This is a genomic window from Haladaptatus salinisoli (assembly GCF_020614375.1).
In the GTDB taxonomy this organism is placed as follows: domain Archaea; phylum Halobacteriota; class Halobacteria; order Halobacteriales; family Haladaptataceae; genus Haladaptatus; species Haladaptatus salinisoli.
Genome location: NZ_CP085327.1, coordinates 2,015,336 through 2,041,099, shown reverse-complemented (window position 1 = coordinate 2,041,099; position 25,764 = coordinate 2,015,336). Strand labels below are relative to the sequence as shown.

Genomic DNA, 25,764 nt, shown 5'->3' with positions numbered 1-25,764 from the left:
TCACGCTCTTTTAACACGCCGGCCGACGAATCGAGATTCGAATGAAGATAGTCGCGTTCGACTTCGACGGCACGCTCTCGGACTCGGAGATGACGGTTCTGCTCGGCGAGCGGATGGGCGTGGCGGAGGAGATGGCCGACATCACCGCCCGGGCGATGAACGACGAAATCAGCTACGCGAGGAGCCTCCGCGACCGCGCGGCGCTGCTCGAAGGGCTGTCGCTGGAACGGGCGGAGGAGGCGTACTCGCAGGTCGTCCTCCGCCCCGGCGCGGCGGACGTGCTCGCCGCGCTGGCCGAGAAGGGAACCCACGTCGCCATCCTGACCGGGGGCTTCGAGCGCGGCGTGCGGGCCGCGCTCGACCGCGAGGGCGTCTCGGTGGACACGATCATCGCCAACCGACTGCCGGACGACGGCGAGGCGCTGACGGGCGACGTCGAAGGGCCGCTCGTCGAAGGGACGAAGGACGACGCGCTGGAGCGGTTGGCGGCGGATCGGGGGGCGGACGTGGTGAACACCGTCGCGGTGGGCGACGGGGCGAACGACCTGCCGATGCTCGAAGTCGCGGGGCTGGCGGTCGGTTTCGACCCGAAACCCGCCGTCGCGCCGGCCTGCGACACCATCGTCTCGCACATGGACGAACTCCGCGAGGTGCTGGCGACGAGAAACGCGATCTGATGCGAACGTCGCGGACGAGTATCCGAGCGAGAAGGCCCGAGGCACGTGATATTCCGCCCCTCGACAACTTTATCTTTTCGCGAAGCCTCTACTATCATCGGTGATTGTCATGGAACGATACACCCCCTTCGAGGAGATGGACCGCATGTTCGAACAGATGCGCGCTCGAATGTGGGGGCTCGGCGAGTCGCAGAGCGAACCCCGCCGAGGAACCCACATCGACCTGAGCGAACGCGACGGCGCGTTCGTCCTGGTCGCCGACCTGCCCGGGTTCGAGAAGGATGAGATCGACCTCTCGTTCCGCGAGAACGTGCTCACGATTTCCGCGAACCACGAGGTGACCGGCGACGAGTTCGCCCGCTCCCGTCAGGTCTCCGAGCGCGTGACCCTGCCGAAGGCGGTGAACGAGGACGACATCTCGGCGTCCTACCGCAACGGCGTGCTCGAAGTCCGCCTCCCCGTCGCCGAGGCGGAAGCGGAGACCGGAAGCAAGATCGAGATCAGCGACTGATTTTTTCGCGCGACGGTTGCGGGCGCGCCCCGAGCGTTACGTTCACGGTTCGACGTTCTCCGTCTCGAATAACCGTCAGTCGAACCGTCTCGCCCGGACGCGTTTCGGTCGAGAGATAGCTGGAGAGGTCTTCTCCCGACCGAATCCGCTGCCCGTCGATTCCGACGATGATGTCGCCGCCGACCGGGACGGAGACGCCGCGCACGGTTTCCGTTCGCTCGCTCCCTTGGAGGACGCCGCTCGCGGGACTACCGGGGACGACCCTCGTAACTAGCACGCCCTGCGCCTGATTCAATCCGTTCGCGCGGGCGACGATGGGCGATACGTCGCCCGATGAGATGCCGAGGTAGCTGTGGCGGTAGGTTCCGTTCTCGACCAACGCCGGAACGACCCGCCGAACGACGCCCGCGGGGATGGCGAATCCGAGGTTTTCGCCGCCCCTGATTCCGGCGGTGTTGACGCCCACCACTTCGCCGTTGCAGTCGACGAGCGGACCGCCGCTGTTGCCGGGGTTAATGGCCGCGTCGGTCTGGATGACGTTCGGAATCGAGAATCCTTGCTGCGAGGGGAGCGAGCGGTTGACGCCGCTGACGATGCCCTCCGTAATCGACCCTTGCAGTCCGAGCGGACTCCCCAGCGCCGCGACTCCTTCGCCCGGTTCGGCCGTCTCGTTGGCGAGCGAGAGCGCGTCGACGTACGACGGAACGCGCCGGACGCGCAGCACCGCGAGGTCGCTGTAGGGGTCGGTGCCGACGATGCGCGCGGCGCGCCACTCGCCGCGGTCGAACTGAACCGCGACGGTCGAGGCGTTCGCGACGACGTGGTTGTTCGTGACGACGAGGCCGCTACCGTTGGCTCCGAGTCGGTAGACGAACCCGGACCCCTGACCGAACTCGCCGCCCCGCGTGCCGACGCGAACCGAGACGACGGAGTCCATCGTCCGGTCGTACAGTCGCGTGAAGTTGCAAGCGTCTTGTGCGGTAGCATCCTGCGCGGTAGCGTCCTGCGCGGTCGCCGCGGTTCCGAACGACGCCGGAACGCTCCCCACCACCAGTACGAGAACGAGCGCGGAAACGAGCAGTCGATTGGACATCCCAAACTGCGGACGGTTCGCACGCTAATTAGTGCCACGGCCGGCGCGGACGACTCGGCGGCGTGCGACTCGCTCGGCCTGCGCGTTCCGCTTTCAGTGCGCGAACAGGCTGGCGTGCACCGGCGCGAAGCGTTTCGCGGGCGCGAGGAATCGGCGAATCGGCGGGCCGACCAACTCCGGTTCGGCGAGGAAGGCGTCGTGCCCGTGGTCGCTGTCGAGGACGCGATGGGTCACCTCGGAGCCCGCCTCGCGGAACGCGCCGGCGAGGCGGTCGGCCTGCTCGACGGTGAAGTGCCAGTCGCCCGAGATCGAGAGGACGAGCGCCTCGCCATCGAACCCCGCCAGCGCGTCGGCGTCCGACTCGTGGCCGGCGGCGAGGTCGTAGTTCTCCATGGCGCGGGTGAGGTGGAGGTAGCTGTTCGCGTCGAACCGCTCGACGAACTTCCGCGCCTGATAGTCGAGGTAGCTCTCCACGTCGCGGTACGTCTCGGTGTCGGGGGCGAACCCGCCCGGGCCGCCGTCGGACGCGAACGGCCGGGGCGGACAGTCGGCGGGTCGCCTGCCGAACTTGCGTTCCATCGACTCCTTCGAGAGGTAGGAGACGTGGCCGAGTTGCCGCGCGAGGGCGAGGCCCGCGTCCGGATGGTCGGGGTAGTAGTCGCCGCCCTGCCACGCCGAGTCGGACGTGATGGCCCGCCGGGCGACCGCGCAGAGGCCGAGCAGTTGCGGGTCGAGGCGGGCGGCGGTGGCGATGGGAATCGCGCGTTCGACGCGGTCCGGGTATCGCTTCGCCCACTCGAGGACGTTCATGCCGCCGACGCTGCCGCCGACGACGGCCCGGAGCGTCTCGACTCCGAGGCGGTCGAGCAGGCGGCGCTGGACGCGCACCCAGTCGCCGACGGTCACGCTCGGGAAGTCGGAGCCGTAGGGGTCGTCCGTCTCCGGGTTCGTGTTCGCCGGACCGGTGGTGCCGTAGCACGAACCGGGGACGTTGACGGAGACCACGAAGTGCTCGCGCGTGTCGACGAACTTGCCGGGGCCGACGACGTCGTCCCACCAGCCGGTTCCCTGTCCGTCGACCCCTCGCGGACCGCATTTCACGCGGTGGCTTCCGGTCAGCGCGTGGCAGACGAGCACCGCGTTGTCGCCGGTGTACTCGCCGTAGGTCTCGTAGGCGACTTCCAAGTTCGGAACGCTCCCGCCGCGTTCGAACTCGAACCGCCCGAGCGAGACGGTCATCGCGTCGCCTCCTCGATGGCCGCGTCGACGTCGGCGAGGATGTCGGCGGGGTCTTCGATGCCGACCGAGAGGCGGACGAGGTCGCGCGTCACGCCCGCCTCCTTCTGCTCCTCGGGCGAGAGCTGCGCGTGCGTCGTGCTCGCCGGATGGATGACCAGCGTCTTCGCGTCGCCGATGTTCGCGAGGAAGGAGGCGAGTTCCACCGTCTCGCAGAACGCCTTGCTGGCCTCGAACTCGCCGAGTCCGAACGCTATCATGCCGCCGTAGCCGCCCTCCAAGTACCGGGCGGCGTTCTCGTGCGTCTCGTGGGATTCGAGGCCGGGGTAGGCGACCCACGCCACCTCGTCGTGGTCCGCGAGGTACTCCGCGACGACGGCCGCGTTCTCGCAGTGGCGTTCCATCCGAAGCGGGAGCGTTTCGATGCCCTGGAGGGTCTGCCACGCGTCGAAGGGGGACTGCTGATTGCCGAGGCTCCGAACCGACCGGAACCGGACGGCGGCGGCGAGCGGCGCGTCCGAGAAGTCCCGCGAGAAGTCGACGTCGTGGTACGCCGGGTTCTCGCCCGCGAGTTCGGGATACCCCTCCCAGTCGAAGGTGCCGCCGTCGACGAGCACGCCGCCGACCGTCGTGCCGCTTCCGTGGAGCCACTTGGTGGTCGACTCCCAGACGACGTCCGCGCCGCGTTCGAGCGGGCGACAGAGCGCGGGCGTGGCGAAGGTGTTGTCGACGACGAGCGGGACGCCGTGCTCGTGGGCGACCTCCGAAACGCGCTCGAAGTCGGGCGTGACGAGCGACGGGTTGCCGACCGTCTCGACGTGGACGAAGGCCGTGTCCTCGTCGATGGCTTCGGCGTAGGTGTCGTAGTCGAGCGTGTTAACGAATCGGGCTTCGATTCCCCGGCGGGAGGCGGTGTGCGAGAAGTAGGCCGTGGTTCCGCCGTAGGTGTCGGTCGAAACGACGACGTTGTCACCCGATTCGGCGAGGACGAGCGTGAGAGCGTCCAGCGCGGCCATTCCGCTGGCGGTGGCGACCGCGCCGGTGCCGCCTTCGAGCGACGCGACGCGGTTTTCCAGCGTCTCGACGGTCGGGTTGCTCAGTCGGGAGTAGACGTGACCGTCGGCTTCCAGCGCGTACAGGTCGGCGGCGCGGTCGGCGTCCTCGAAGGCGTACGACGTGGTCTGGTAGAGGGGCGGCGCAACCGCTCCCGTCGCGGGGTCCGGTTCCTGCCCCGCGTGAACGCTCCGGGTGCCGAATCGGGGCTGGTCGTCGTCCATGTGTAGTAAGCATATTCTCGGAGAATTTTATAACCCTCAGTTACGGCAACGTTTGCGCCGCCGAGCGCCACGCCGCTTTTGGAGCGCTGGCGCGTACCCCTAGCGTGAATCGACGTTCGTACCTCGCTTCGGCGGTCGCGGGAGTCGTCGGCGCGAGCGCCGGCTGCGCGTGGGCGGCCGAAACGTATCGAAATCCGGTGTTCGAGCGCGTCTTCGCCGACCCGACGGTCGTCGAGCGCGACGGGTCGTACTACGCCTACGGAACGTACCAAGATTGGGGGAATCCCGGGCGGCGGAGACTGATTCCCATCATACGCTCGGAGAACCTCGTCGACTGGAAGTACGTCGGCGAGGCGTTCGAAACCAAGCCCGACTGGCGCGAACGGGGCGGCCTGTGGGCACCCGATATCGGACGACTGGCGGGACGGTACGTGCTGTACTACTCCTACGCCTCCTTTCAGGCGGGGAACCCCGGAATCGGCGTCGCCACGTCGAACGACCCTGCGGGGACGTTCGACGACCACGGTCCGCTGTTCCGGAGCGCCGAAATCGGCGTTCCTCACTCGATCGACCCCTGCCTCCTCGTCCACCGCGGAACGCCCTTCCTGTTCTGGGGGAGCCACGCCGGAATCTACGGGATTCGCCTCTCGGACGACGGACTGCGCACTGTCGGGGGGAAGTTTCAGGTCGCCGGCGAGGGCGTCGAGGCCGCCTACGTGATTCGGCGCGGCGACTCCTTCTACCTCTTCGGCTCCCGCGGGACCTGCTGCGAGGGTGCCGAGAGCACGTACCGCGTCGTCGTCGGGCGGGCGAACTCCCTGCGCGGCCCGTACCGGAACCGGGACGGCGAGAACCTGCTTTCGGCGACCGGAACGACGATTCTCCACGGCGGCGAGCAGTTCGCCGGGCCGGGGCACTGCGCCGTCGCGCGCGGCCCGGACGGCGACCGCTGGCTCCTCTACCACGCCTACGAGCGGTCGAACCCGTGGGTCGGCAAGATGCCCCGCCGGGTGCTCATGCTCGACCGACTGGTCTGGCGGAACGGGTGGCCGGTGGTGCCGGGGAAGACGCCGAGCGCGGAGCACCGCGTTCCGACCGCCGGGAGATGATGCTCAGGACGTGAGGGACGCGAGACCCCGAGCCGCGCGTCCGACCCCGCGAGCGACACGGCTATGTCGGTTCGGCGACTCGACGCGAACGATGCGAAAGCGAACGTTCGTGTGGCTCGGGCTCGGCGCGTTCGGCCTCGTCGTCGTCAGTTTTCTCCTCTTGGGGTTCGGGCGACTCCTGCTCTCCTACCGAACCGCGCGCTACCTCTCCGCGCCGACCATGTTCGTCGCCTTCGCGTTGGTCGCGGTGCTGTTCGGCTACTCCGTGCTGGCGTTCCTCGGTGTCGTGGAACTGGAGTGACGCCGGTGCTCCGCGCCGATTCCGGAGTTGCGAACGGTCAGGAACGAAGCGGAGCGAACCGGCATCGAACGGGCGAGGGTGAAGCGGCCACCGAAAAGCGGCCGACTATCGCGCCGGACGGGGGACGGAAACGGAACCTCCGGAAGGAGCGACCGCCGCGAGCGATCGAAGCGCGCAGCGATGCGCCCGAGGGCTTTCCGCGTCACGATTTTAGCATCGTCACCGGCTCGCGATCTTTCGGTCGTTGTCGCGTCTTTCGCGAACCGACCCTCGGCCGCACGAAATCGGATCCCCGCAAAGTCCCGAGAGCGATACGGTTTTTTGCAGGCGGATTGAAAACCGACGTAGGAATGCTCGACAGGAAGTTTATCAGGGACCACCCCGACGAAGTTCGGGCGGCCCTCGAAAACCGAGGGACCGACGACGTGGACTTGGACGAATTTCTCGACGTGGACGAGGAGTGGCGCGAACTGAAAGCGCGCGGCGACGACCTGCGCCACGAGCGAAACGAGGTCAGCCGGAGCATCGGCGACCTGAAACAGGCGGGTAAAGACGACGAGGCCGAGGAGGCCATCGAACGCTCGAGCGAACTCAAGGCGGAACTGGAGGAGGTCGAGGAGCGCGCCAGCGAACTGGAGGACGAACTCCAGGAGCGGTCGCTCGAAATCCCGAACGTCCCGCACGAGAGCGTCCCGGTCGGCGAGGGCGAGGAGGACAACGTGGAGGTTCGGCGGGAGGGGTTCGACGACCTGCGCGACCTGCCCGAATCGGTCGTCCCGCACTACGACCTCGGCGAGGAGTTGGACGTCATCGACGAAGCGCGCGGCGCGAAGGTCTCGGGGAGCGGCTTCTACTTCCTCAAGGGCGACGGCGCGCGACTCGAACACGCGCTCGTCCAGTTCATGCTCGACGTGCACCGCGAACAGGAGTACGTGGACGTCTTCCCGCCGATTCCGGTCAACAGCGACGCCATGACCGGGACGACGCAGTTGCCGAAGTTCGCCGACGACGCGTACAAGATCGAGGGCGACGACCTCTGGCTCTGTCCCACCGCGGAGGTTCCGGTGACGAACATGTACGCCGGGGACATCCTCCTGCGCGACGACCTCCCCCTGAAACATCAGGCCTACACGCCGAACTTCCGCCGCGAGGCGGGCGAGCACGGCGTGGCGACCCGGGGAATCGTCCGCGTCCACCAGTTCAACAAGGTCGAGTTGGTCAACTTCGTGGAACCCGAGACGAGTTACGACCGACTGGAAGGACTGCTCGCGGAGGCCGAGGAGGTGCTCCGACGACTCGAACTCCCGTACCGCATTCTGAACCTCTGCACGGGCGACCTCACGTTCGGGTCGGCGAAGACCTACGACATCGAAGTCTGGGCGCCCGGCGACGACATGGAGGACGGTCCGGAACGCGGCGGCCGGTGGCTCGAAGTCTCGTCGGCCTCGAACTTCGAGGACTTTCAGGCCCGCCGCGCCGGACTGCGCTACCGGCCCGAGCGCCACGAGTCGGCGGAGTACCTCCACACACTGAACGCGTCGGGCACCGCCATCGGGCGCGTGATGGTCGCCATCCTCGAGTACTACCAGAACGACGACGGCACCGTCACGGTGCCCGAAGTCCTGCGCCCGTACATGGGCGGACAGGAGGTCATCGAGGGTCACGAACCGGTCGGCGAGAGCGCCCTCGGTTCGGGCGAGCGGGAGTAGCTCGGGGGCCGACGCCGTCTCGCTCGACCGTTTCTCCGCGGAGCCCGATCGGCGAGGGGGCGGGGGCTAAAACGCCTGTACAGCCGTGGACGACGTCGTCGATGCCAACGTTTATTGTTCGTAATTAACGATAGTGGCCCATGATTTCGGTAACCATTGACATGGTGCAGTACGACTGTCCGTACATCGACGTGACGGACGACGTCGACGTCTCGTTTCACACCATGCACTGGGACTTCAACACCGCCCAGCAGGAGTTGGAGACCAGAATCCTCGTGACCGGAAACGACCGCGGCGCGCTGACGAACGGTCTCAACGCGCTCCAGAACCACGAGGGAACGCTGGGGTTCGAGCTGCTGTCCAGACGCGAGAACACGGCGGTCATCAAATCGTTCATCGGGGAGACGAACGCGATGCGGACGATACGGAAACACGACGGGTACATAACCGGCCCGTTTCGAATCAGCGACGGAAGCGAACTCTGGAGCGTCGGTTTCGACACCGCCGACAACACCGACAGCGCGCTCGCGGAGTTGGAGGTCGGGAACGACTTTCGGGTCGAGTCCCGGAACGCCACGTCGTTCGAGGATTACCTCGACGTTATCCAGCACCTCGGCGCGACGAAGAGCGTCCTCGACGGCTGCCGGGAATTGTCGGAGATAGAGCGGCGAACCCTCCGGGAGGCCGTCGACGGCGGCTACTTTCGAACCCCGCGCGACGCGACGCTCGGCACGCTGGCGGAGACGTTCGACGTTTCGAAGACGGCGGCTTCGAAGAACCTGCGCCGCGCCGAGGAGAAAATTTTGGAGCGAGTCGTTTCCGCCCTCCCCGATATCGACGACGAAGACGTGTTGGCCCGCGAGTAGTCGCTCAAAACCGAAATCAGAATCGCCGTCCCGACGCGGAACTGTTCTACGTCCCAGACTCAGAACAGTCCTCTCGTCTCGATGTCGATATCGACGTGCGAAAGTCGGGAATCGTTCCGAAGCGACTCGATGTCGCCGACCTTCGAGTCGGACGATTTCGTCCGATACAGTTCGAACGAGGTGGGTTCGCCGTCTTCGCGCCATGTCACGATCGCGCTCTCGCGCCGGAATCGAGAGCCCTCCCGAACGTGAATCGATCCGAGCGAATCGAGCGGAACGGCGAAATTCCGCTCGCTGAGCGTCAGTGCTCGCTCGGGCGTGCCCGCCGCTATCTCGCGGCGGCCACGTTCGCCGGTGTCCGCCCGTAAGAGCATCGACTTGAACGACTCGCCGACGAAACACCAGATGGCGCGCTCGTCGGTGACGAGCAGGTCCCAGTATTCCATCGACGTGGGTCGCTGACGGAACCACCCCGAGAGGTGTGCGAGCAGGGTTTCCTCGGACTCGTTCGATTCGGTGGTCATCGCGCTATCGTTCGATGAGGACGCCGATATCGTTCGGTACCGTCCGTCCCTCCTGCGTCGCAATCGAGACGAGGACGAAGAGGACGATAGTCACCAAGAGCGCGACCGTCCCGACCGGGAACGATGCGGGGAAGGGGTACAGGTTCGAGACGGCGGTGCCGACGCTCGACAGTCCGACGGTGTCCGCTATCGACGGCACCGCGCTGTAGAACAGGTTGACCGACAACCCGCCGACGATCGCGGCGATTGCTCCCTCCTTCGTCGCACCCTTCCAGTTCAGCCCGAGGGCCGCGATTGCGAAGAATGCCGCCGCGAAGAATCCCCAGCCGATGGTGCCGAGGATACCGACCAGCGTCTCCGAGAAGTAGACGATAAGCGTCGATGCGACGGTGATACCCGCCAACGCGACCTGCGTCACGCGAAGCTCGGTCTTGTCGTCGTCGATGGGCCGTCCGAGCGCGCGCGGAATGTCCCGCGAGACCGCCGCCGCGCCGATGTTGAGGAACGAGTCGCTGGTGCTCATGATGGCCGCCAGCAGCGCCGCCAAGATGAGTCCCGCCACGACCCCGGGCGTGTGTTCGAGGACGAACACCGGCCCGACGACGGACGCGCTCTTCGGGGCCGCGGTTTGCCCCGCCTCGACCATCGCGCGCATCGACAGTCCGGTCGAGAAGGCGAGGAGGCTCGAAATCGCGTAGGTGACGGCGGCGATGGGCGCGCCCCAGCGCAGAATCCGCAGATTACGGCTCATGTAGAACTTGGTGATGAGGTGGGGCTGCCCCGCCGCGCCGACCGAGAAGAGAATCCACCAGCCGAGGGCCGTGAAAATCGTCGCGGCGGGCGCGCCCATCGCGCCGAAGGGGGAGATGAACGCCGGGTCGGCGCTTGCGAGGTTCCGCGAAATCGACTCCATCCCGCCGCCGAACGAGAGCGCGAAGGCGAAGACGAAGACGGAGCCGACGATCATCGTGATGGCCTGCACGAAGTCGGTCCAGACCCCCGCTATCATCCCGCCGAGCATGCTGTACAGCAGGAGGATGAGCGCCCCGATGAACAGCCCCCACATCACCGGAAGGCCGAAAATCGCCCGCATGACGTACTGCAACGCGGCGAGGTTGGTTGCGAGGTACGCCATCACGCCGACGATGACCGCGACGGCGGTCAGCCCGCGAACCCACGCGCTCTCGTACCGAACGTACATCCCGTCGGCGAGCGTCAGCACGTCGCGGATATCCGCCAGCAGGCGCATCCGCTTCGCCAGCAACGCCCACGTGACGATGAAGCCGAGCGGGGCGGTGAAGAAGATCCAGAGCGCGGTCGTCCCGAACGAGTAGACGAGTTCGGGACCGCCGACGAAGCCGAATCCGGACTGGATGACCGAGAACGCGGTGAGCGCCAGCACCCACGTCCCGATACTCTTGCCGGTGATGAGGAAGTCCTCCGTGCTCTCGGTCTGGAGGTACCCCCAGACGCCGATGGCGAGCACCAACAGGAGGTAGACGCCGCCGAAGAGCAACACGTAGGGGCTGTCGGTTATCGGAATCTCCTGCAGCGGAACGACGTTCATCGTCGTTCACCCCCGTCGGAGGCACCGTCAGACGACGCTCTCGAACCGTCGGTCGACCCGCCCCCGTCGGCTTCGGGTCGAGCGGTGGTGAGGGGAAACTCGCCGGTTCGCTGCGCTCGGCGCACGTCGGTCATGAGCTCGTCGACGAGTTCCTCGTCTCCGATCCGCGGGAACACGAGTGCGTAGTAGAACGCTCCGAGAATCGGGAGCAGCCAGATGAAGACGACGTACGCCAGCGTCGGAACCGGGAGTCCGAGCAGGTACGTGTACTCCGATACGCCCGGGTGCCAACTGAGCCAGATGACGGTCAGCCCCGTCACGAAGATCGCACCCAATCCGATCAGCAGTCGACCGTACGGCGCGAGGTCGAACTCGCCGTCGTTTCGCTCGACCGACGCGACGCCGAAGACGACCGCGATGAGCAGCGCCGCGAGGTACGAGAAGACGCGGTACACGCCGGTCGCCGCCGCAATCAAGAGGCCTGCCGAGAGGAGGGCGAGGAGGCCCATCAAACGGTTTCTCGCACCCGAAGTCGGACGTGGTCGTGTAGATGCCATCTTTCCGTGTACCAGGGTAGCAAATGACGAAAAACGGCGGGTTGATATGTAAACTGCCGAATCGAGCTTCTATCGCTCGGGCGAGAAATCCCTCGACCGAACTCTCAGCGCGTGTACGTCCTGATTTCTTCGATTCGCCCGTCGGAAATCGAGAACGCGTCGACGAACGCGAACAGTTCCTCCCCGCCGGAGTCGAGCAGTCGGCCCTCAGCGACCGCCGACGCCCCGCCCTCGAACACGCGGCGAACCTCGTGGGTCGTCCGCTTGTCGGGGCGGTCGTCGCGCATGAATCCGACGAGCGTCTCGCGGCCCTCGATGGTTCGGTCGGGCCGGCGGTGAACCACGTCCGGCGCGAGCAGGCCGGCGAACGTCTCGTAGTCGTGCGCGTCGATGGCGTCGTAGTAGCCGCGGACGGCCGATTCGGCGTTCATACGGAAGCAGACGGAGACGACCCCCTTCAGCGTCCCGGCGCGAGTCTATCGAGAGGGTCCGAGTTCTCGGGAGCGCTCGGGACCGGTTCGTAGCGTTCATATAAAACATCATACCGAATCCGACGAAACGACCACTCGCCGGGAGACCCGCCCGGCCCAGTCAGTACTCCGAGCGATTTTGTTTCCACGCCGCCCCGCGTCCCCGGCGGGGCGGCCCTCCGCCGTACACCGCTCCGCCGTTCCCGTCTCCCCGCGCCCGTCTCTCCGCCTCAGCCGCTTCCGTCGCGTTTCGTCCCGCTCCGCACCGCTTTTGAGTGCGCCGCGCCAACCGTCGAACGGTGAACCTCCACGTCCGCTACGAGGGTGACGACGACCCGAAGAAGTGCACGGCGCGAAAACTCGCGCGATTCGACCTCGCAGAGCTCCACCGCACGACCCGCGCCACGCCGTACGGAATCGTGCTCAATCCGCACGCGGAGCGGGCGCTCTCGCCCGCCGACCGGGAGGAGAGCGAGAACCTCGTCGCCCTCGACTGCTCGTGGGAGAGCGCCGAGCGGGCGCTGTTCGAGATGCCCGGCGTCCACCGGGCGCTCCCCTTCCTCGTCGCCGCGAACCCGGTCAACTACGGCAAACCGTTTCGGCTGAACACCGTGGAAGCGTTCGCGGCGGCGCTCTGCGTCCTCGGCGAGCGCGACCACGCCGAGCGAATCCTCTCGAAGTTCCGCTGGGGCGAGACGTTCCTCGAACTGAACGCGGAACCGCTCCGGCGGTACGCGGACTGCGAGGATTCGAGCGGGGTGGTCGCGGTACAGCGGGAGTACCTCGACGCGGGCGAGTGACCGGCGCGACTCGCCGAGTGCGAGAGCGACTCGGTCGAGGAGGGCGCGCCGACTCGAAAGCGTTTAACCGCGCCGGAAGAAATCGGTCCGTATGGCCAGTTTCGACGCAGCGGAGAGACGAACGCTCGAAAAGATGATCTGTATGCGGTGTAACGCCCGCAACCCGAAGCGAGCCGACCGCTGCCGCAAGTGCGGGTACAGCAATCTTCGCCCGAAGAGCAAGGAATCGCGGAGCGCGTAATCCTCCTCCCTTCCGCCGACGAGAACCGACCGCGAGCCGCGCGTCTCGGTCGAATTTCCGCGTTCTAATCTATCCGTCCCGGTCGAACCACTCGTCTTCCGTGATTCCGTAGAACTCGACGTCGACGTACTCGCCGTCCACGAACTCCGCTTCGACGTGGGTTCCCTCGTGGCGGAAGCCGAGTTTTTCCCAGATGCGCGCCGAACCGACGTTCCCCTCGAAGACCCGGGCCACGACGCGGTGGTGGCGGCGTTCGCGGAAGGCGTAGTCGGTGATGAGCCGACTGGCCTCGGTGCCGTACCCCTCGCCCCAGAACTCCTCTGCGAGGAAGATGCCGATTTCCCCGTTCACGCCCGTCGAGTCCTTCGGATGGAGACTGACGATGCCCATCGGTTCCCCGTCCCGACAGACGAGGAGGTAGGTGTGGTCGTCGTCCGACGCGCGCTCTTCGTACCACTCGCGCTCCTGGTGGCCGTTGACGGGCGAGTGACCGCCGATGGTCGGTCGGACGGCGGGGTCGTTGACGGTCGCTTGCAGGAAATCGAGGTCCTCTTCCTCGACGGTTCGGAGGTCGATTCGGTCGCCGGAGAGAAAGGTGGGGCCGGGCATATCACGATAGCAAGGTGACGGACGAGAAAAACGTTCGTGAGAAGTGATAGCGTTACTCGCGCCGGACGCGGAACCGGAGTCGGTGTCCGAATCCACGAAATCGGTCGAACCGCCGTCAGTCCGCACCCAGTTCGGCGAGCAGGTGCGAGATGTGGAGCCTGTCGTTCGTCCCCTGCGTCAGGTCCATATCGACCTCCGCCGCGAGCAGGACGGCTTCGGCGAGTTCGTCGCCCTGATACCGGTTCTGTCCGAAGTTCTCCAGTATCTCTTCGAGCACCTCGGTACCGCTGTACCCCTCGTCGACGAGCAGTTCGTCCAGTTCCTTGCGGGCGTCTTTGAACTCGCCCGCCTCGGCCGCGTCGAGCATCTCCGCGACGCGACCCTGGATGCCGAACTCGCGGAGAACACGGTACCCCTCGCTGCTCACCTCGCCTTCCTGCTCGTAGAGCAGTTGCGCGTACAGAATCGCCTGCCGCAGATTCCCTTTCGAGTAGCCCGCGATCAGTTCGACGCCGCCCTCGTCGTACTCGACGCCCTCCGCGTCCAGAATCGACTCCAGCACGGAGACGACCTCGGCCTCCGTCGGCTTTCGCATCGAGACGGGGAAACACCGCGACTTGATGGGCGGGATGAGCTTCGTCGGCTGGCGCGTCGTGATGACGAACTGCGTCGTCTCGTGGTACCGCTCCATCACCCGGCGGAGCGCCTGCTGGAAGTCCTCGCGGATGGCCTCGGCGTTGTCGAGTACGATGGTCTTGTACTCGCCCGAGGAGGGTGCGTAGCCCGCGTACTCCTTGAGAACGTGGTTTATCATCTCCCGCTTCGACCAGTTTCGCTTGTACTTTTTCGACTGGCCCGACCCGCGACGGTACTGCTTCGAGAACTCCGTCTGGCCCTGGAGGAAGTTCGAAAAGCGCGGATCCTCCCGAATCTCCTTTTTCGTTCGGTCGAAGAAGTCCGCGACGTTTATCTCCACGAGGTCGTTGTCCGGGTCGTCGTGCGCCGCGCTCGCCAGCGCCCGCACGGCGGCGGTCTTCCCGCTCCCCTCCGGCCCGTAGAGCACGAGGTTTATCGGCTCGTCCACCGCCCGCTCCAGGTAGTCGCGTACCTCCGGCTGGGGCAGGTCGGAGAGGTCGGGCGCGTACGTCTCGGTCCACAGCGGCGACTCCATCGAGCTATCCTAAACGGTCGCCGAACAAGAATCGGTCGGTTGCCCCGCGCGAAAAATGGGTCAGTCGCGGAGCCGAGCGGTACCTACGCGGTCGTCGTCTCTCCGGCGGTCGTCGCGTTCGCTTCGGTCGTCGTCTCCGCGGCGGTGGTCGTCGCTCCGTCAGCGGGCGTCGTTTCCGCGGCGGTCGTCTCCGCAACGGTCGTCCCGTCCGCCGCCGTGGTCGTCTCCTTAGCCGTCGTGGTCGTCTCTTCGGCAGCGGTGGTCGTCTCCTCCGCCGCCGTGGTCGTCTCCTTAGCCGTCGTGGTCGTCGTCGCGTTCGCCGTGGTCGTCTGGTTCGCGCCCCCGGCCGCTTCGAGCGTTATCGCACTGACTCTGCCGAAGTTTCGGGTGTACACGCCGTGCGTGTACGTTCCGGGGTCGACGTTGCTCGTGTCGATCTCGAACGTGACGTTCGTGCTTTCACCGGGTCCGAGCGTGACGTTCTGGCGCTGGAGCACCGCGCCCTCCAGTCGGTAGTCGACGGGTTGCGTGAGCTCCGACTCGGTGGGGTTGGTGACCGTCGCGTTCACGACCAGCGTCTCGCCGACGGTCGCGTTCAGCGGCGCTTCGGGGCTGCCTTCGACGGCGAGCGACGGGCCGAGGTCGGAGACGGTCTGGACCTGTCCGCCCTCTCGGGCGGCGGTCGTCGTCTCCGCCGTCGTGGTCGTCTCTTCAGCGGCGGTGGTCGTCTCCTCGGGCGTCGTCGTCGTTTCCTCGGCTGCGGTGGTCTCCGCGGGCGTCGTGGTCTCTTCGGCCGCCGTGGTCGTCTCCGCGGTCGTGGTCGTCGTCGTTTCCGCGGTCGTCTCCGCTCCGCCTTCGACGCGCACCAGCGCCGGATCGACGACGACCTCCCCGTTCACGACGTACGGCAGGTCTTCGGCTCCGCCGGATGCGACGAAGTCGTACTGCTGATTGCCGTTCGTGTCGAGGTGCGGCATGGCGATGAGCGGTTGGCTCTCGGTGAGCGGTTCGTCCAGCGTCACGGTGACGTTCTCGTGCGTCCCCGGTTCGAGGTACTCCGACGAACCGACGACGCTTCCGACGACGTTACCGTCGAGGAGGCTCCGGTTGTGGAGCGTGACGAAGCCGCCCTCCGACATGGTGACCGAATCGATGGTGACCGTCTCGCCGTCGCTGGTCTGGTTCTCGAAGGTGACGTTCGCGTCGAGTTGCTGCGGCTGCTCCGGTATTCCGGGTTGACCCGGCATCTCCGAAACGTTCAGGTTCTGCGGTAACTCCACGACGAACGTCACGTTCTGGACGGTGATGTCGCGGAGCACGACGCGGACGGTGTCGAGGTCGCTCGGCACGGTCGCGTCGTGCTTTTCGGCCGACTTCTGCGCGTCTTTGGCCGCCGCCTCGGCGTCTTCCTGCGAGACGCCTCGTTCGCGTTGGACGACGTCCCGCATCGATTCGTTCCGGAGCAGGGCCGTCGCGTTGAGGCGAACCGTCTCGTCCTCCAGTTCGAGGTTCCTGATGATCTCGGTGCGGTCGGGGTCGGTGCTGTCACCGACGACGAACGACCACTCCGCGATGCTCAGCGATTCGACATGGAACACGAGCTGTTCGGGAAGCTGTCCGTCTTGCGTCGGACGTTCGCCTTCCTCCACCAGGACTCGGGCGTCGTCGACGACGGCCTGGTCGTCCGCGGTGTACGGACCGTCGACGGCTCCGTCACCGATGACGAAGTCGTACACTCTGTTCTCGTTGGTGTCCTTGTGCGGCATCGCGATGAGCGTCGCGTTGTCCTCGATGGGGCGCGCGAGCGTCACGGTGACGTTCTCGTGCGTCCCCGGTTCGAGGTACACGGAGTTGCCCAGCACGCTACCGATGGCGTCCCCGTCGAGCAAGCTCTGGTCGTGAATGGCGACGAAGCCGCCCTCGGGAACGGTCACCGACGAGACGACGACGGTGCGACCGTCGCTCTGCTGGTCGTCGAAGGTTACGTTCGCTTGAGATTCGTTCGATTGAGCGTCCTCCCGCAGGTCCGTAACCTGCGTTTCTGCTGCTGTATCCGTCTGGCCTGAGGCCCCCAGTGATACCGCGACGCCGCCGCCGAGTATCACGAGAAGAGCAACGAGTACGGCACTAACTGTTCTCGGAATGCGTGTCATATCTCCCTCCTCATCCGCGACCGGGGAGACGGGGAGGCGCCCGATAAACGGCTTCGACCGTTCACGGGCTAGGCCGGCGATTCGGGGGGTTAGGGCCGTCCTGTCGACCAACGGACGGAGGGCGACGGGGCGGAGAAACGCCCGCTTATCCGTCGGACGCGACCGGCCGTGCACCTCGTCCCGGCGCGCCGACCCGCCTCGGCGTCTCTCCCGGCCGACGCTTTCGAAGGCTGTTTAGTCGTCGGGGTTCGAACTGCGAAGGAATGTCGATGCGCGTGACCTTCCTCGGAACCAGCGGGGCAGTGCCGACGACGGAGCGAAACCCGAGTGCCATCCTCGTTAACCGGGAAGGCGACCGCCTGTTGTTCGACGCCGCCGAGGGGACGCAGCGCCAGATGATGCGCTTCGGAACCGGCTTCACCGTCTCCGACCTCTTCGTCACCCACCTCCACGGCGACCACGTCCTCGGGATTCCCGGGCTCGTGCAGACGTGGGACTTCAACGAGCGCGACGACCCGCTCACCGTCTACGCGCCGCGCGGAACCGGGGACGACATCGACGCGCTCGTCCACGCCGCGGGCAACCAGCCTTCGTTCCCGGTTCACATCACGGAGGTCTCCCCCGGCGAGGTGGCCGTCCGGCGGGAGGAGTACGAGGTTCGCGCGTTCAGGACCGACCACGATACCAACTCGCTCGGCTACGCGCTGGTCGAGGACGACCGAAAAGGGCGGTTCGACCGCGAGCGCGCCGAGGAACTCGGCGTTCCGGTCGGCCCGAAGTTCCAGCGACTCCACGCGGGGACGCCGGTCGAACTCGAAGACGGAACCGTCGTCCGGCCGGAGCAGGTCGTCGGCGACCCCCGCCCCGGCCGGCGATTCGTCTACACCGGGGACACTCGCCCCTCCGAGCAGGTCGTCTCCGTCGCGGAGGACGCCGACCTGCTCGTCCACGACGCGACCTTCGCGAACGACAGGAAGGACCGCGCGAAAAAGACCGCCCACTCGACCGCGGAACAGGCCGCGGAGGTCGCTCGCCGGGCCGGGGCGGTTCGACTCGCGCTCACCCACATCTCCTCGCGCTACGCGGGCGACGTTTCGGCCCACCTCCGGGAGGCCGACGACGCCTTCGACGGCGAGGTGTTCGTCCCCGACGACGGCGAGATAGTCGACGTTCCGTATCCCGAGAACTAGCGATACTCCTCGCGGGGCGGCACGAACACGTCGATTACCTCGCCCGATTCGAGCGCCTCCAGTTCGTGCTCGACGCCTTCGGGGATGGCGTAGCTGTCGCCCGCTTCGAGGACCTCTTCCGCCCCCTCGACGACGAGCCTGTACCGGCCGGAGACCACGTACCCGCTCTGCTCGTTCGGGTGGCTGTGCGGCCGAACGGCGTCCCCCGCCTCGTAGAGCATCTTCGTCACCATCGACTCATCGCCCACGGCCAACAGTTCGAACGTCACGCCGCTGTACTCCCGTGGCCGTGCGTCGGCGGCCTTGGTGACCACGTCGGACATACCGCCGAGTCGGTTCCCATTCGTAATATATTTTCCGTCGAAACGGACCGAACGCGGTGTGTCTGTCGGAAAACGTGGACGAATGGAACATAGTACGCGGGCGGTCACGTCCGCGGGTCGCGGTCGTCCGGTGCGGTCTCGCGTTCGGCCGATCCCGCGCGAGGAGTCCGTCCGTCGAATCGGCGGCTTCGTCGGCGGTCTCACGCGGTGATTTCCGCGCCGGATTTATATTTCGAGGGCACCTAGCGCGAACCGTGAGTGAGCGAACGAGTGCCCTCGGCGCTCTCGTCTTCGGAGTCGATATCCAGAGCGGGGACGTGCGGGGCGATTCTCCCTCCTACGCGCTCGTCGTCTACGACGGCGAGGGGATAGACCGCGACGTGGTCTCTCACCGGAAGCTCCGGCGCCTCGTCGAACGCGACGAACCCGCGCTCGTGGCCACGGACAACATGTACGAACTCGCCGCCGACAAGGACGCCCTCGTCCGCCTCCTGCAGGGTCTCCCGGACGGAACTCGGCTGGTGCAGGTGACCGGCGCGGAGCGACCGGAACCGCTCTCGCGGGTCGCGTCCCGTCACGGCGTTCCCTACGGAAAGGAGCCGATGCGCGAAGCGGAGGCGGCGGCCCGCCTCGCCGCGATGAACGTCGGTTACGAGGTGTCGGCGTTCACCGACACCACCCGCGTCAAGGTGTCCCGCGGGCGTTCGACCGGAAAAGGCGGGTGGAGCGAAGACCGCTTCACCCGGCGAATCCACGGGTCGGTGAAGGAGTGCGCCCGCGACGTCGAGTCCGAGATTCGAAGCGCGGGACTCGACTACGAGCGGGAGGTGACCGAGAAGTACGGCGGCTACGCCAACGCCGTCTTCGAGGTCGAGGCGCGCCCCGGCGACATCCCCGTCTCGTCGCGGCGGTCGGGGGACGTGCGAATCGAAGTCGAGCGCCTCCGCAGGGACGGCATCGAGTTCGACCCCCTCGCCAAGCGCCGCGACCACGTCATCGTCGGCGTCGACCCCGGCACGACGACCGCGGTCGCGCTGACCGACTTGGACGGCACCCTCCTCGACGTGTGGAGCACGCGCACCGCCGACACCGCCGACGTCATCGAGTGGATAATCGAACGGGGGCGGCCGGTCGTCGTCGCGGCGGACGTGACGCCGATGCCCGAGACCGTCGAGAAGATCCGCCGGAGCTTCGACGCCGCCGCGTGGACGCCGGAGCGGGACCTTCCGGTGGACGAGAAACAGCACCGGACGCGGAACGAGAACTACGACGACGACCACCAGCGGGACGCGATGGCGGCCGCGCTGTTCGCGTTCGACGGCCACGAGGACCAGTTCCGGCGCATCGCCCGGAAGGTGCCCGCGCAGATGAGTCGCGGCGAGGTGACCGCCCGCGTGGTCGCGGGCGGCGAGAGCGTCGAGGCGGTGCTCGCCGACCTCTCGGACGACCCCGAACCCGAGGAGGACGAACCGGAACACACGGTTCGGGAACTCTCCGACGAGGAAAAACGCATCAAGCGACTCGAATCGCAGGTCGACCGCCTGCAGTCGCACGTCGACGACCTGCGGGGGACGGTCGAGACGAAGGACGAGCGAATCGAGGAGTTGGAAGGCGAACTCGTGGACGCCCGGCGAGAGGAACGGCGGAAGGCCCGCGAACGCCGGGAGATATCGCGGCTCGAACGCGAGAACGACCGACTGGAGCGCGAACTCGACGAGCGCGACGAGGAGGTCGAGGAACTGGAGGGCAAACTCGCCCGCCTCAAGGAGCTGTGGAAACTCGACCACTCGAACTTCAGCGACGTGGCGGAGAAGAAGGCCGGACTCGTCGCCGTCAAGCCCGTCGACAAGTTCACGAACGACGCCATCGACGCCGCCCACGAGAGCTACGGTCTCGCCGAGGACGACGTTATCTACCTCCGCGACGCGAGCGGCGCGGGGCGGTCGACCGCCGAGCGATTGGCCGACATCGGCCCCCGGGTCGTGCTCAAGGCGGGCGGCATCTCCGACGCGGCCGACGACGTGCTGTTCGAACGCGAGATTCCGGTCGGTCCGGCGAGCGAGGTGACGATTCAGGAGGTGGACGAACTCGCCGTGGCGCGCGAATCCGAGGTCGAGGCGGTCGTCGAGAACTGGCGCGAACGGGCCGAGGAGCGTCGGAGGGAGGAGAAGACCGAGCAACTCGACCAACTCATCAGCGAACACCGCGCGGAGCGGCGGGCGAACGGACGCGGTTCGTCGTCTCCGTTCGGCGATTAGGCTCGCAGGTCGGTGTCCGACGGTCGCTCGCTCGTCAGTTGAGCACTGCTCCGGAGGAGGGCACCGAAGACGGCGAGGGCGAAGCCGACGAAGCCGAGCAGGTGCGCGATTTCGACGTAAGGAGTTCTCCCGGCGAGCGCGTAGTGCACTGCCGGTTCGCCGATTCCGCGGAAGTGGGCGCTGGTTCTCCTCCCGACCGGCGGTTTGCATCCTCCCGTCGGTCTGGTCGCGACCGTCGCGCCGAGCGGGAGCGTTCCGACGACGACCGACCGGAGTCCGGCGCGCGTCGCTCGTTTCGCGTCGGACCGTTTTTGTCCGGAAGAGTATGCGTTTCGTTCCGCCGTCGCGTCACCTCGTCCACTCGCCGGTCAGCGTCCGAAGGACGCTCAGTCCCCAGAGGACGACCCCGAAGCCGACCGCCAGTATCGCCGCGTACAGCAGGACGAGTTCGTTCGTCGTGGTGCCGATGTCTCGCCCGAGGCGAACCGCGGGATAGAGCGCGAGTCCGCCGACGACGACCAACCAGAGTCCGACTCTCGTGCCGTTCATACCCCTCGTTTCGTCCCCGGCGACTTGTTCCTTATCCAATGACGTAACCCTAAAGCCGGTGAACCATCTTTTTCCGCGCATGGACACCTACGAGCTAATCTCCCGGAACGCCGAGGAGTTGGTGACCGAGGAGGAGGTACGCGAACTCGCCGCCGACCCCGACGGGAAGCGTGCCTACGTCGGTTACGAACCCTCCGGCGTGCTCCACCTCGGCCACATGCTCACCGCCAACAAGCTCATCGATTTACAGGAGGCGGGTTTCGAGATCGTCATCCTGCTCGCGGACGTGCACGCCTACCTGAACGACAAGGGGACGTTCGAGGAGATCCGCGAGACGGCGGAGCGGATGAAAGCGCAGTTCATCGCCTACGGGCTGGACGAGGAGAACACGGAGTTCCGCCTCGGCTCGGAGTTCCAGATGGACGACGAGTACGTGCTCGACCTCCACGGCCTCGAACTGGAAACGACGTTGAACCGCGCCGAGCGCGCGATGGCGGAAATAGCGAGCGGGGAGAGCCCGAAAGTGTCGCAGGTGGTCTACCCGCTGATGCAGGCGCTCGACATCGAGTACCTCGATCTCGACCTCGCTATCGGGGGCATGGATCAACGCAAAGTCCACATGATCTCCCGCGAGGTACTTCCCAAGGTCGGCTACGAGTCCCGGCCCGCGCTTCACACGCCGATCATCGCCGAACTCTCGTCTGGCGAGGGCAAGATGTCCTCCAGCGAGGGCGTCACCATCTCGATGGAGGATTCGACCGAGGACATCGAGGAGAAGGTCAACTCGGCGTTCTGCCCGCCGACCCGCGACCCGGAGGGCGACCTCGAAAATCCCGTCCTCCAGATCTTCGAGTACCACGTCTTCCCGCGCTTCGAGCGCGTCGTGGTCGAGCGCCCCGAGAAGTACGGCGGAAATCTGGAGTACGACGACTACGAGTCGCTCGCCGAGGATCTGGAGAGTGGCGAACTACACCCGGCGGACGCCAAGAGCGCGCTGGCGACGTACCTGGACGAACTCATCGCGCCGGGACGAGAGAAGATTCGACAGATGGAGTGATCCGAGGGAAACGGGTCGACTTCGCTACTCGAACCCGCCGCCCATCATTCCGGCCATTCCGAAACTCTCCAACAGTCCCGACACCAGCCCCCACGCGGTCAGGACGAAGCCGACGACGACGAGACCCATCCCCGCCGCGATGACGAGGTTCTGGAGGGCGATGACCCCGATTCCGGCGAGGAGTGCGAGCAGACCGACGATACCTTTCGCACCGAGCTTTCCGAGCATGGCGCGAACTGGGTTCGGAATCGCCTTAAAACCGGCAGATGCCGGGCGGGTCTACAGTTCGGTCTCCATCACGTACCCCCATCGCTCCACGCCGTTTTCCTCGTAGAACCGCCGGGCGGGTTCGTTTTCCAGTCGGGCCGCCAGCGCGACGTACTCGCACCCTCGTTCGCGCGCCCACTCCTCGACCTCCGAGAGCAGGGTCGTGCCGTACCCTTCGCCCCTGTGCGCCTCGTCGACGACGAAATCGTGAATCCACGCGTGGCGGGCGTGGTGGAGCACGCGCTGAACGCAGACGCCGGCGACGCCGGCCAACTCGTCGTCCGCGTACAGACCGAGGAGTCGGTAGCCGTCCTCGTCGCGCCACGACAGGATTTCCGATTCGTCCGCGTCCGTCCACAGTTGCCGGAGGACGGGAACGGCGGTCGCCCAGTCGTCGGTCGTCGCCAGCTCTTCCGCGCCGGTGGTCGCCATGGATGGCCGGACTTCCTCCCGCCCCGTGACTCTTTGGGTGCGCCGCTAACCCGCCGCTCGGGACGGCGGATTTAAAAGTATCCCGCTCAAACAGTGAGATATGAGTGACAACAGCGGACGGAAGAACCTCCGGATGCCGGACGACGACGAGGTTTTCGCTACCGTCACGAACATGCTCGGGGCGAACCGGGTGAAGGTACGCTGCGCCGACGGGAAGGAGCGAACCGCCCGGATTCCGGGCAAGATGCAGAAGCGAATCTGGATTCGCGAGGACGACATCGTGCTCGTGGAGCCGTGGGACTGGCAGGACGAGAAGGCCGACATCAAGTGGCGCTACGACAAGCAACAGGCCGACCAGCTTCGACGCGAAGGCCACATCAGCTAACGACTTTTACGACGGTCCTGCGACGCTCGCGTAAACTAGCCGAGAGCAGTGTCGCCGCACCGCGAGGATGTTACCGAGCGCCGGTCGGTCCCTGCCGATTTCGCGCCGTCGAACTCCGTGGCGAGCGGCGGTCGAGTGGCTGTCGAGTCGATTCGAGAGCCGACGAACCGACCCGAGGAGAAAGTTGATAATCGATTGAAATTAAATCCGGGTATGGCATCGTCGAACCGCGGTTCGTGGTCGACGCACGACAAACTCGCGGGACTACTCGCCGTCGGGCTGTTCGCGGGCTACTTCGTCCGGCCGATGGAGTCCATCGTCGTCGCGGTCGTTTCCCCCGTCCTCTCGCCGCTCGCGGTCTGGCTTCCTTTCTCGCTGTTCGTCTTCCTCCTCGCGGGGTCGACGGGTCTTTACACGGCGGTTCTACAGGCGAAGCTCCGAGATGCGGAGCAGATGGAGCGACTGCAGCGGAAGATGAAGACGCTTCGGGAGCGACTCCAGACCGCCCGCGACGAGAGCGACGACGACGAGATGGAACGACTCCGATCCGAACAGCGGGAGCTAATGCACCACCAAGTCCAGATGATGAAAGGGAACTTCCGGCCGATGGTCTGGAGCCTCTTGGTGACGGCTCCGGCGTTCATCTGGCTCAGATGGGTGTTCACGTCGCCCGCCGCCGCGGTCGCTCCCGTGGCGTTCTTCCTCCCGGTCGTCGGTCAGGTCGCGTGGACCGCGACCGTCGTCGGCCCGCTGAAGGTGTGGTTGGTCTGGTACATCGGTGCGTCCGTCTCGTCGGGATACGTCGGGCGAAAACTCGTCCGGCGAGCGGCGTAGAACCGTTCGCGCTCGGCTACGTCTCGGGGTCGGCGTTCTCTCGAATCCAGTCTTCGAGTTCGTCGCCCCGGACGTCGAGCCCCTGTCGCCGGAAGAACGAGGCGACGTTCGCGCAGTCGCGGGTCAGAAACTCGCCGCTGTTGGGGTGGTGGATGGTCACCGCCTGCCCCACGTCGATGATGCAGAGTTCGCCGTCGCTGACGAGGATGTTGTACTCCGAGAGGTCGCCGTGAACGAGGCCCGCGTCGAACAGTCGGCGCATGTACTCCCGGACGACTTCGTAGGCCGTCTCGGGATTTTCGAGTCGCGCGTCCGCGAGCGTGGGCGCGCGGCGGCCGTCGTTGCCCATGAATTCCATCACCAGCACGTTTCGTTGAACCGCGATGGGGTCGGGCACTCGAACCCCGGCGTTCCGGGCGCGGTTCAGGTTGGCGAACTCCTTTCGCACCCACGCGATGACGACCCGTTTTTTGTCCCCGCCGAGTTCCTCGAACCGCGGGTCGCCGACGAGGTACTCCCGCATGTCTCGGAAGTTGCTCGCGTTGATTCGGTAGATCTTCACCGCGACTTCCTCGTGCTCGTCGTCGCCCAGCGCGTTGTAGACGGTCGCCTCCTTCCCGGACGATATCGGCCCGCCGAACGCGCGGACGTACCCGTCCTGAACGAGTTTGTAGAGCGCGGCGAGGGTCGCGTCGTCGAAGACGGACTGCTCGACTTTGAACTGGTCGGAGTCCTTGACCCGCTCGCGGAACTGGCTGAACTCGCGGTCGCGCCGACGCGCGATGCGATCGGCCTCGGTGTCGGAAACGTCTATCTCCTCCCACTCATCGCCGGGGCCAGTCGCGTTTTCGGGGTCGAGCAGTCCGTACTCCTCGGTCATCTAGCTCCGTCTATGTGGAGGAAGGGTAAAAGCGTGGCCCGTCAGTACGTCTCCCGGTGCAGTATCTCCTCGACGGACCGCCGGGGGAGTCGCTCCGACTCCTCGCCGCCGCTCGGCCCCACGGCGATAAGAACCACCGGAATCTCGTCGTCCGGCAGGTCGAGGAACTCGGCGATGCGCTCCTGGTCGAACCCTATCATCGGCGTGGCGGCCAATCCGCGCGCGTGCGCGGAGAGCAGGAGGTTCTCCGCCGCGAGCGAGGCGTTCCGGATCGCGTAATCGCGACCGGTTCGGTCGTCCTCGTACATCTCGACCGACTGCGCTTTCGTCTGCTGGGCGGCCTCCTCGTCCATCCGGCCCGCTTCGGCCCACTCGTCGAAGACCCGGTCCGCAGTCTTCGCGTCGGTGTGCCCCGCGACGAGTATCGCGGTTCCCGCCTCGCGGATGTGTTCTTGTCCGTAGGCGATGTCGACGATTTCGTCCAGTCGATCGTCGTCCTGCACGACCACGAACTCCCACGGCTGGAGGTTGTACGAGGACGGCGCGAGCGCCGCGTCGCGAATCAACTCCTCCAGCGTCTCGTCGGAGAGGTCCGCGTCGGGGTCGAAGTTGTGTCCCGACCGCCGGGTGCGAAGCGCCTCGATGGCTTCGGGGAACTCGGCGTCGTGTGCTACGTCGCGCTCTTCGAATGCGAGTTCGTTGGACATACCCCGCGGTA

At 66.3% G+C, this 25,764-nt stretch carries 31 protein-coding genes; 14 read left to right on the top strand and 17 right to left on the bottom strand.

Translation table 11 applies throughout. The features are described 5' to 3' along the window. The first annotated feature begins 41 nt into the window (after positions 1–41). Together serB and LIX00_RS11115 are read left to right on the top strand one after the other, a co-directional pair. Positions 42–677 (top strand): phosphoserine phosphatase SerB, encoded by a 636-nt coding sequence (serB, locus tag LIX00_RS11120; protein ID WP_227353257.1) that lies wholly within the window; start codon positions 42–44, stop codon positions 675–677. A 109-nt stretch (positions 678–786) separates the two neighbouring features. After that, positions 787–1,188, top strand: coding sequence for an Hsp20/alpha crystallin family protein (locus tag LIX00_RS11115; protein WP_227353256.1), 402 nt, complete (start codon positions 787–789; stop codon positions 1,186–1,188). Here the strand turns inward: LIX00_RS11115 and LIX00_RS11110 are convergent. The 3 genes from LIX00_RS11110 to LIX00_RS11100 form a co-directional block, all read right to left on the bottom strand. Further along, on the bottom strand, positions 1,178–2,281 hold the full coding sequence (locus LIX00_RS11110) for a S1C family serine protease (protein ID WP_227353255.1): 1,104 nt from the start codon (positions 2,279–2,281) through the stop codon (positions 1,178–1,180). The genes LIX00_RS11115 and LIX00_RS11110 overlap by 11 nt on opposite strands. Positions 2,282–2,374: 93 nt before the next feature. Beyond that, on the bottom strand, positions 2,375–3,520 hold the full coding sequence (gene metX, locus LIX00_RS11105; protein ID WP_227353254.1) for a homoserine O-acetyltransferase MetX: 1,146 nt from the start codon (positions 3,518–3,520) through the stop codon (positions 2,375–2,377). Continuing rightward, positions 3,517–4,794 carry an O-acetylhomoserine aminocarboxypropyltransferase/cysteine synthase family protein gene (locus LIX00_RS11100; RefSeq protein WP_227353253.1) on the bottom strand — a complete coding sequence of 426 codons (1,278 nt, stop codon included), beginning with the start codon at positions 4,792–4,794 and terminating at the stop codon, positions 3,517–3,519. Before LIX00_RS11100 ends, metX begins: the two co-directional genes overlap by 4 nt. Positions 4,795–4,898: 104 nt before the next feature. Between LIX00_RS11100 and LIX00_RS11095 the strand changes: the two genes are divergently transcribed. The 4 genes from LIX00_RS11095 (at position 4,899) to LIX00_RS11080 (ending at position 8,779) form a co-directional block, all read left to right on the top strand. Then, positions 4,899–5,903 (top strand): family 43 glycosylhydrolase, encoded by a 1,005-nt coding sequence (locus LIX00_RS11095; RefSeq protein WP_227353252.1) that lies wholly within the window; start codon positions 4,899–4,901, stop codon positions 5,901–5,903. Between the two features lie 91 nt (positions 5,904–5,994). Then, positions 5,995–6,204, top strand: a complete 210-nt coding sequence (locus tag LIX00_RS11090; RefSeq protein WP_227353251.1) for a hypothetical protein — start codon at positions 5,995–5,997, stop codon at positions 6,202–6,204. Between the two features lie 350 nt (positions 6,205–6,554). Then, positions 6,555–7,913, top strand: coding sequence for a serine--tRNA ligase (gene serS / locus LIX00_RS11085; protein WP_227353250.1), 1,359 nt, complete (start codon positions 6,555–6,557; stop codon positions 7,911–7,913). A 140-nt stretch (positions 7,914–8,053) separates the two neighbouring features. After that, positions 8,054–8,779, top strand: a complete 726-nt coding sequence (locus LIX00_RS11080) for a helix-turn-helix domain-containing protein (protein WP_227353249.1) — start codon at positions 8,054–8,056, stop codon at positions 8,777–8,779. Positions 8,780–8,838: 59 nt separating this feature from the next. Here LIX00_RS11080 and LIX00_RS11075 read toward each other — a convergent pair whose 3' ends face one another. The 4 genes from LIX00_RS11075 to LIX00_RS11060 form a co-directional block, all read right to left on the bottom strand. Then, positions 8,839–9,303, bottom strand: a complete 465-nt coding sequence (locus LIX00_RS11075; RefSeq protein ID WP_227353248.1) for a hypothetical protein — start codon at positions 9,301–9,303, stop codon at positions 8,839–8,841. Positions 9,304–9,307: 4 nt separating this feature from the next. Then, complete coding sequence (locus LIX00_RS11070; RefSeq protein WP_227353247.1) at positions 9,308–10,870, bottom strand: sodium/proline symporter; 1,563 nt, start codon at positions 10,868–10,870, stop codon at positions 9,308–9,310. Beyond that, the gene (locus LIX00_RS11065; protein WP_227353246.1) at positions 10,867–11,379 is read right to left on the bottom strand and encodes a hypothetical protein; all 513 of its coding nucleotides are present in this window, start codon (positions 11,377–11,379) and stop codon (positions 10,867–10,869) included. The genes LIX00_RS11070 and LIX00_RS11065 overlap by 4 nt, the downstream gene beginning before the upstream one ends. Positions 11,380–11,531: 152 nt before the next feature. After that, a complete protein-coding gene (locus LIX00_RS11060) occupies positions 11,532–11,858 on the bottom strand; it encodes a nuclear transport factor 2 family protein (RefSeq protein ID WP_227353245.1) in 327 nt (108 codons plus the stop codon). 338 nt (positions 11,859–12,196) lie between these two features. Here LIX00_RS11060 and LIX00_RS11055 point away from each other — a divergent pair, with 338 nt between their 5' ends. Together LIX00_RS11055 and LIX00_RS11050 are read left to right on the top strand one after the other, a co-directional pair. Next, positions 12,197–12,697: a DUF367 family protein gene (locus tag LIX00_RS11055; protein WP_227353244.1), complete on the top strand. Its 501-nt coding sequence runs from the start codon at positions 12,197–12,199 to the stop codon at positions 12,695–12,697. 91 nt (positions 12,698–12,788) lie between these two features. Then, positions 12,789–12,938 carry a 50S ribosomal protein L40e gene (locus tag LIX00_RS11050; RefSeq protein WP_227353243.1) on the top strand — a complete coding sequence of 50 codons (150 nt, stop codon included), beginning with the start codon at positions 12,789–12,791 and terminating at the stop codon, positions 12,936–12,938. A gap of 69 nt (positions 12,939–13,007) precedes the next feature. On the opposite strand, the gene LIX00_RS11045 is transcribed toward LIX00_RS11050, so the two are convergent. The 3 genes from LIX00_RS11045 to LIX00_RS11035 form a co-directional block, all read right to left on the bottom strand. After that, positions 13,008–13,547 (bottom strand): GNAT family N-acetyltransferase, encoded by a 540-nt coding sequence (locus LIX00_RS11045; RefSeq protein ID WP_227353242.1) that lies wholly within the window; start codon positions 13,545–13,547, stop codon positions 13,008–13,010. A gap of 115 nt (positions 13,548–13,662) precedes the next feature. Then, complete coding sequence (locus LIX00_RS11040; RefSeq protein ID WP_227353241.1) at positions 13,663–14,718, bottom strand: AAA family ATPase; 1,056 nt, start codon at positions 14,716–14,718, stop codon at positions 13,663–13,665. Positions 14,719–14,801: 83 nt separating this feature from the next. Then, complete coding sequence (locus LIX00_RS11035; protein WP_227353240.1) at positions 14,802–16,871, bottom strand: DUF7282 domain-containing protein; 2,070 nt, start codon at positions 16,869–16,871, stop codon at positions 14,802–14,804. 263 nt (positions 16,872–17,134) lie between these two features. Here LIX00_RS11035 and rnz point away from each other — a divergent pair, with 263 nt between their 5' ends. Then, positions 17,135–18,061 carry a ribonuclease Z gene (rnz, locus tag LIX00_RS11030; RefSeq protein ID WP_227353239.1) on the top strand — a complete coding sequence of 309 codons (927 nt, stop codon included), beginning with the start codon at positions 17,135–17,137 and terminating at the stop codon, positions 18,059–18,061. On the opposite strand, the gene LIX00_RS11025 is transcribed toward rnz, so the two are convergent. Beyond that, a complete protein-coding gene (locus LIX00_RS11025; protein ID WP_227353238.1) occupies positions 18,058–18,384 on the bottom strand; it encodes a cupin domain-containing protein in 327 nt (108 codons plus the stop codon). The genes rnz and LIX00_RS11025 overlap by 4 nt on opposite strands. An 82-nt stretch (positions 18,385–18,466) precedes the next feature. Here LIX00_RS11025 and LIX00_RS25960 point away from each other — a divergent pair, with 82 nt between their 5' ends. Both LIX00_RS25960 and LIX00_RS11020 read left to right on the top strand, forming a co-directional pair. Next, positions 18,467–18,595: a hypothetical protein gene (locus LIX00_RS25960; RefSeq protein ID WP_255679272.1), complete on the top strand. Its 129-nt coding sequence runs from the start codon at positions 18,467–18,469 to the stop codon at positions 18,593–18,595. Between the two features lie 43 nt (positions 18,596–18,638). Then, positions 18,639–20,642, top strand: coding sequence for a DUF460 domain-containing protein (locus tag LIX00_RS11020; protein WP_227353237.1), 2,004 nt, complete (start codon positions 18,639–18,641; stop codon positions 20,640–20,642). Here the strand turns inward: LIX00_RS11020 and LIX00_RS11015 are convergent. Together LIX00_RS11015 and LIX00_RS11010 are read right to left on the bottom strand one after the other, a co-directional pair. Then, positions 20,639–20,791, bottom strand: coding sequence for a hypothetical protein (locus LIX00_RS11015; protein ID WP_227353236.1), 153 nt, complete (start codon positions 20,789–20,791; stop codon positions 20,639–20,641). The genes LIX00_RS11020 and LIX00_RS11015 overlap by 4 nt on opposite strands. A 199-nt stretch (positions 20,792–20,990) precedes the next feature. Then, entirely contained in the window at positions 20,991–21,191 is a 201-nt protein-coding gene (locus LIX00_RS11010; protein ID WP_227353235.1) for a hypothetical protein, read from the bottom strand. Between the two features lie 79 nt (positions 21,192–21,270). Here LIX00_RS11010 and LIX00_RS11005 point away from each other — a divergent pair, with 79 nt between their 5' ends. After that, complete coding sequence (locus LIX00_RS11005) at positions 21,271–22,248, top strand: tyrosine--tRNA ligase (protein WP_227353234.1); 978 nt, start codon at positions 21,271–21,273, stop codon at positions 22,246–22,248. 24 nt (positions 22,249–22,272) lie between these two features. On the opposite strand, the gene LIX00_RS11000 is transcribed toward LIX00_RS11005, so the two are convergent. Then, a complete protein-coding gene (locus tag LIX00_RS11000; protein ID WP_227353233.1) occupies positions 22,273–22,476 on the bottom strand; it encodes a DUF7470 family protein in 204 nt (67 codons plus the stop codon). Between the two features lie 51 nt (positions 22,477–22,527). Then, complete coding sequence (locus LIX00_RS10995) at positions 22,528–22,947, bottom strand: GNAT family N-acetyltransferase (RefSeq protein ID WP_227353232.1); 420 nt, start codon at positions 22,945–22,947, stop codon at positions 22,528–22,530. A gap of 100 nt (positions 22,948–23,047) precedes the next feature. Between LIX00_RS10995 and eif1A the strand changes: the two genes are divergently transcribed. Then, positions 23,048–23,332: a translation initiation factor eIF-1A gene (gene eif1A / locus LIX00_RS10990; protein ID WP_227353231.1), complete on the top strand. Its 285-nt coding sequence runs from the start codon at positions 23,048–23,050 to the stop codon at positions 23,330–23,332. A 213-nt stretch (positions 23,333–23,545) separates the two neighbouring features. Then, positions 23,546–24,166, top strand: a complete 621-nt coding sequence (locus LIX00_RS10985) for a DUF106 domain-containing protein (protein ID WP_227353230.1) — start codon at positions 23,546–23,548, stop codon at positions 24,164–24,166. A gap of 16 nt (positions 24,167–24,182) precedes the next feature. Here the strand turns inward: LIX00_RS10985 and rio1 are convergent, their stop codons facing one another. Continuing rightward, positions 24,183–25,046, bottom strand: a complete 864-nt coding sequence (rio1, locus tag LIX00_RS10980; RefSeq protein ID WP_227353229.1) for a serine/threonine-protein kinase Rio1 — start codon at positions 25,044–25,046, stop codon at positions 24,183–24,185. A gap of 41 nt (positions 25,047–25,087) precedes the next feature. Beyond that, a complete protein-coding gene (locus tag LIX00_RS10975) occupies positions 25,088–25,753 on the bottom strand; it encodes a nitroreductase family protein (RefSeq protein WP_227353228.1) in 666 nt (221 codons plus the stop codon). Positions 25,754–25,764 lie beyond the last annotated feature (11 nt).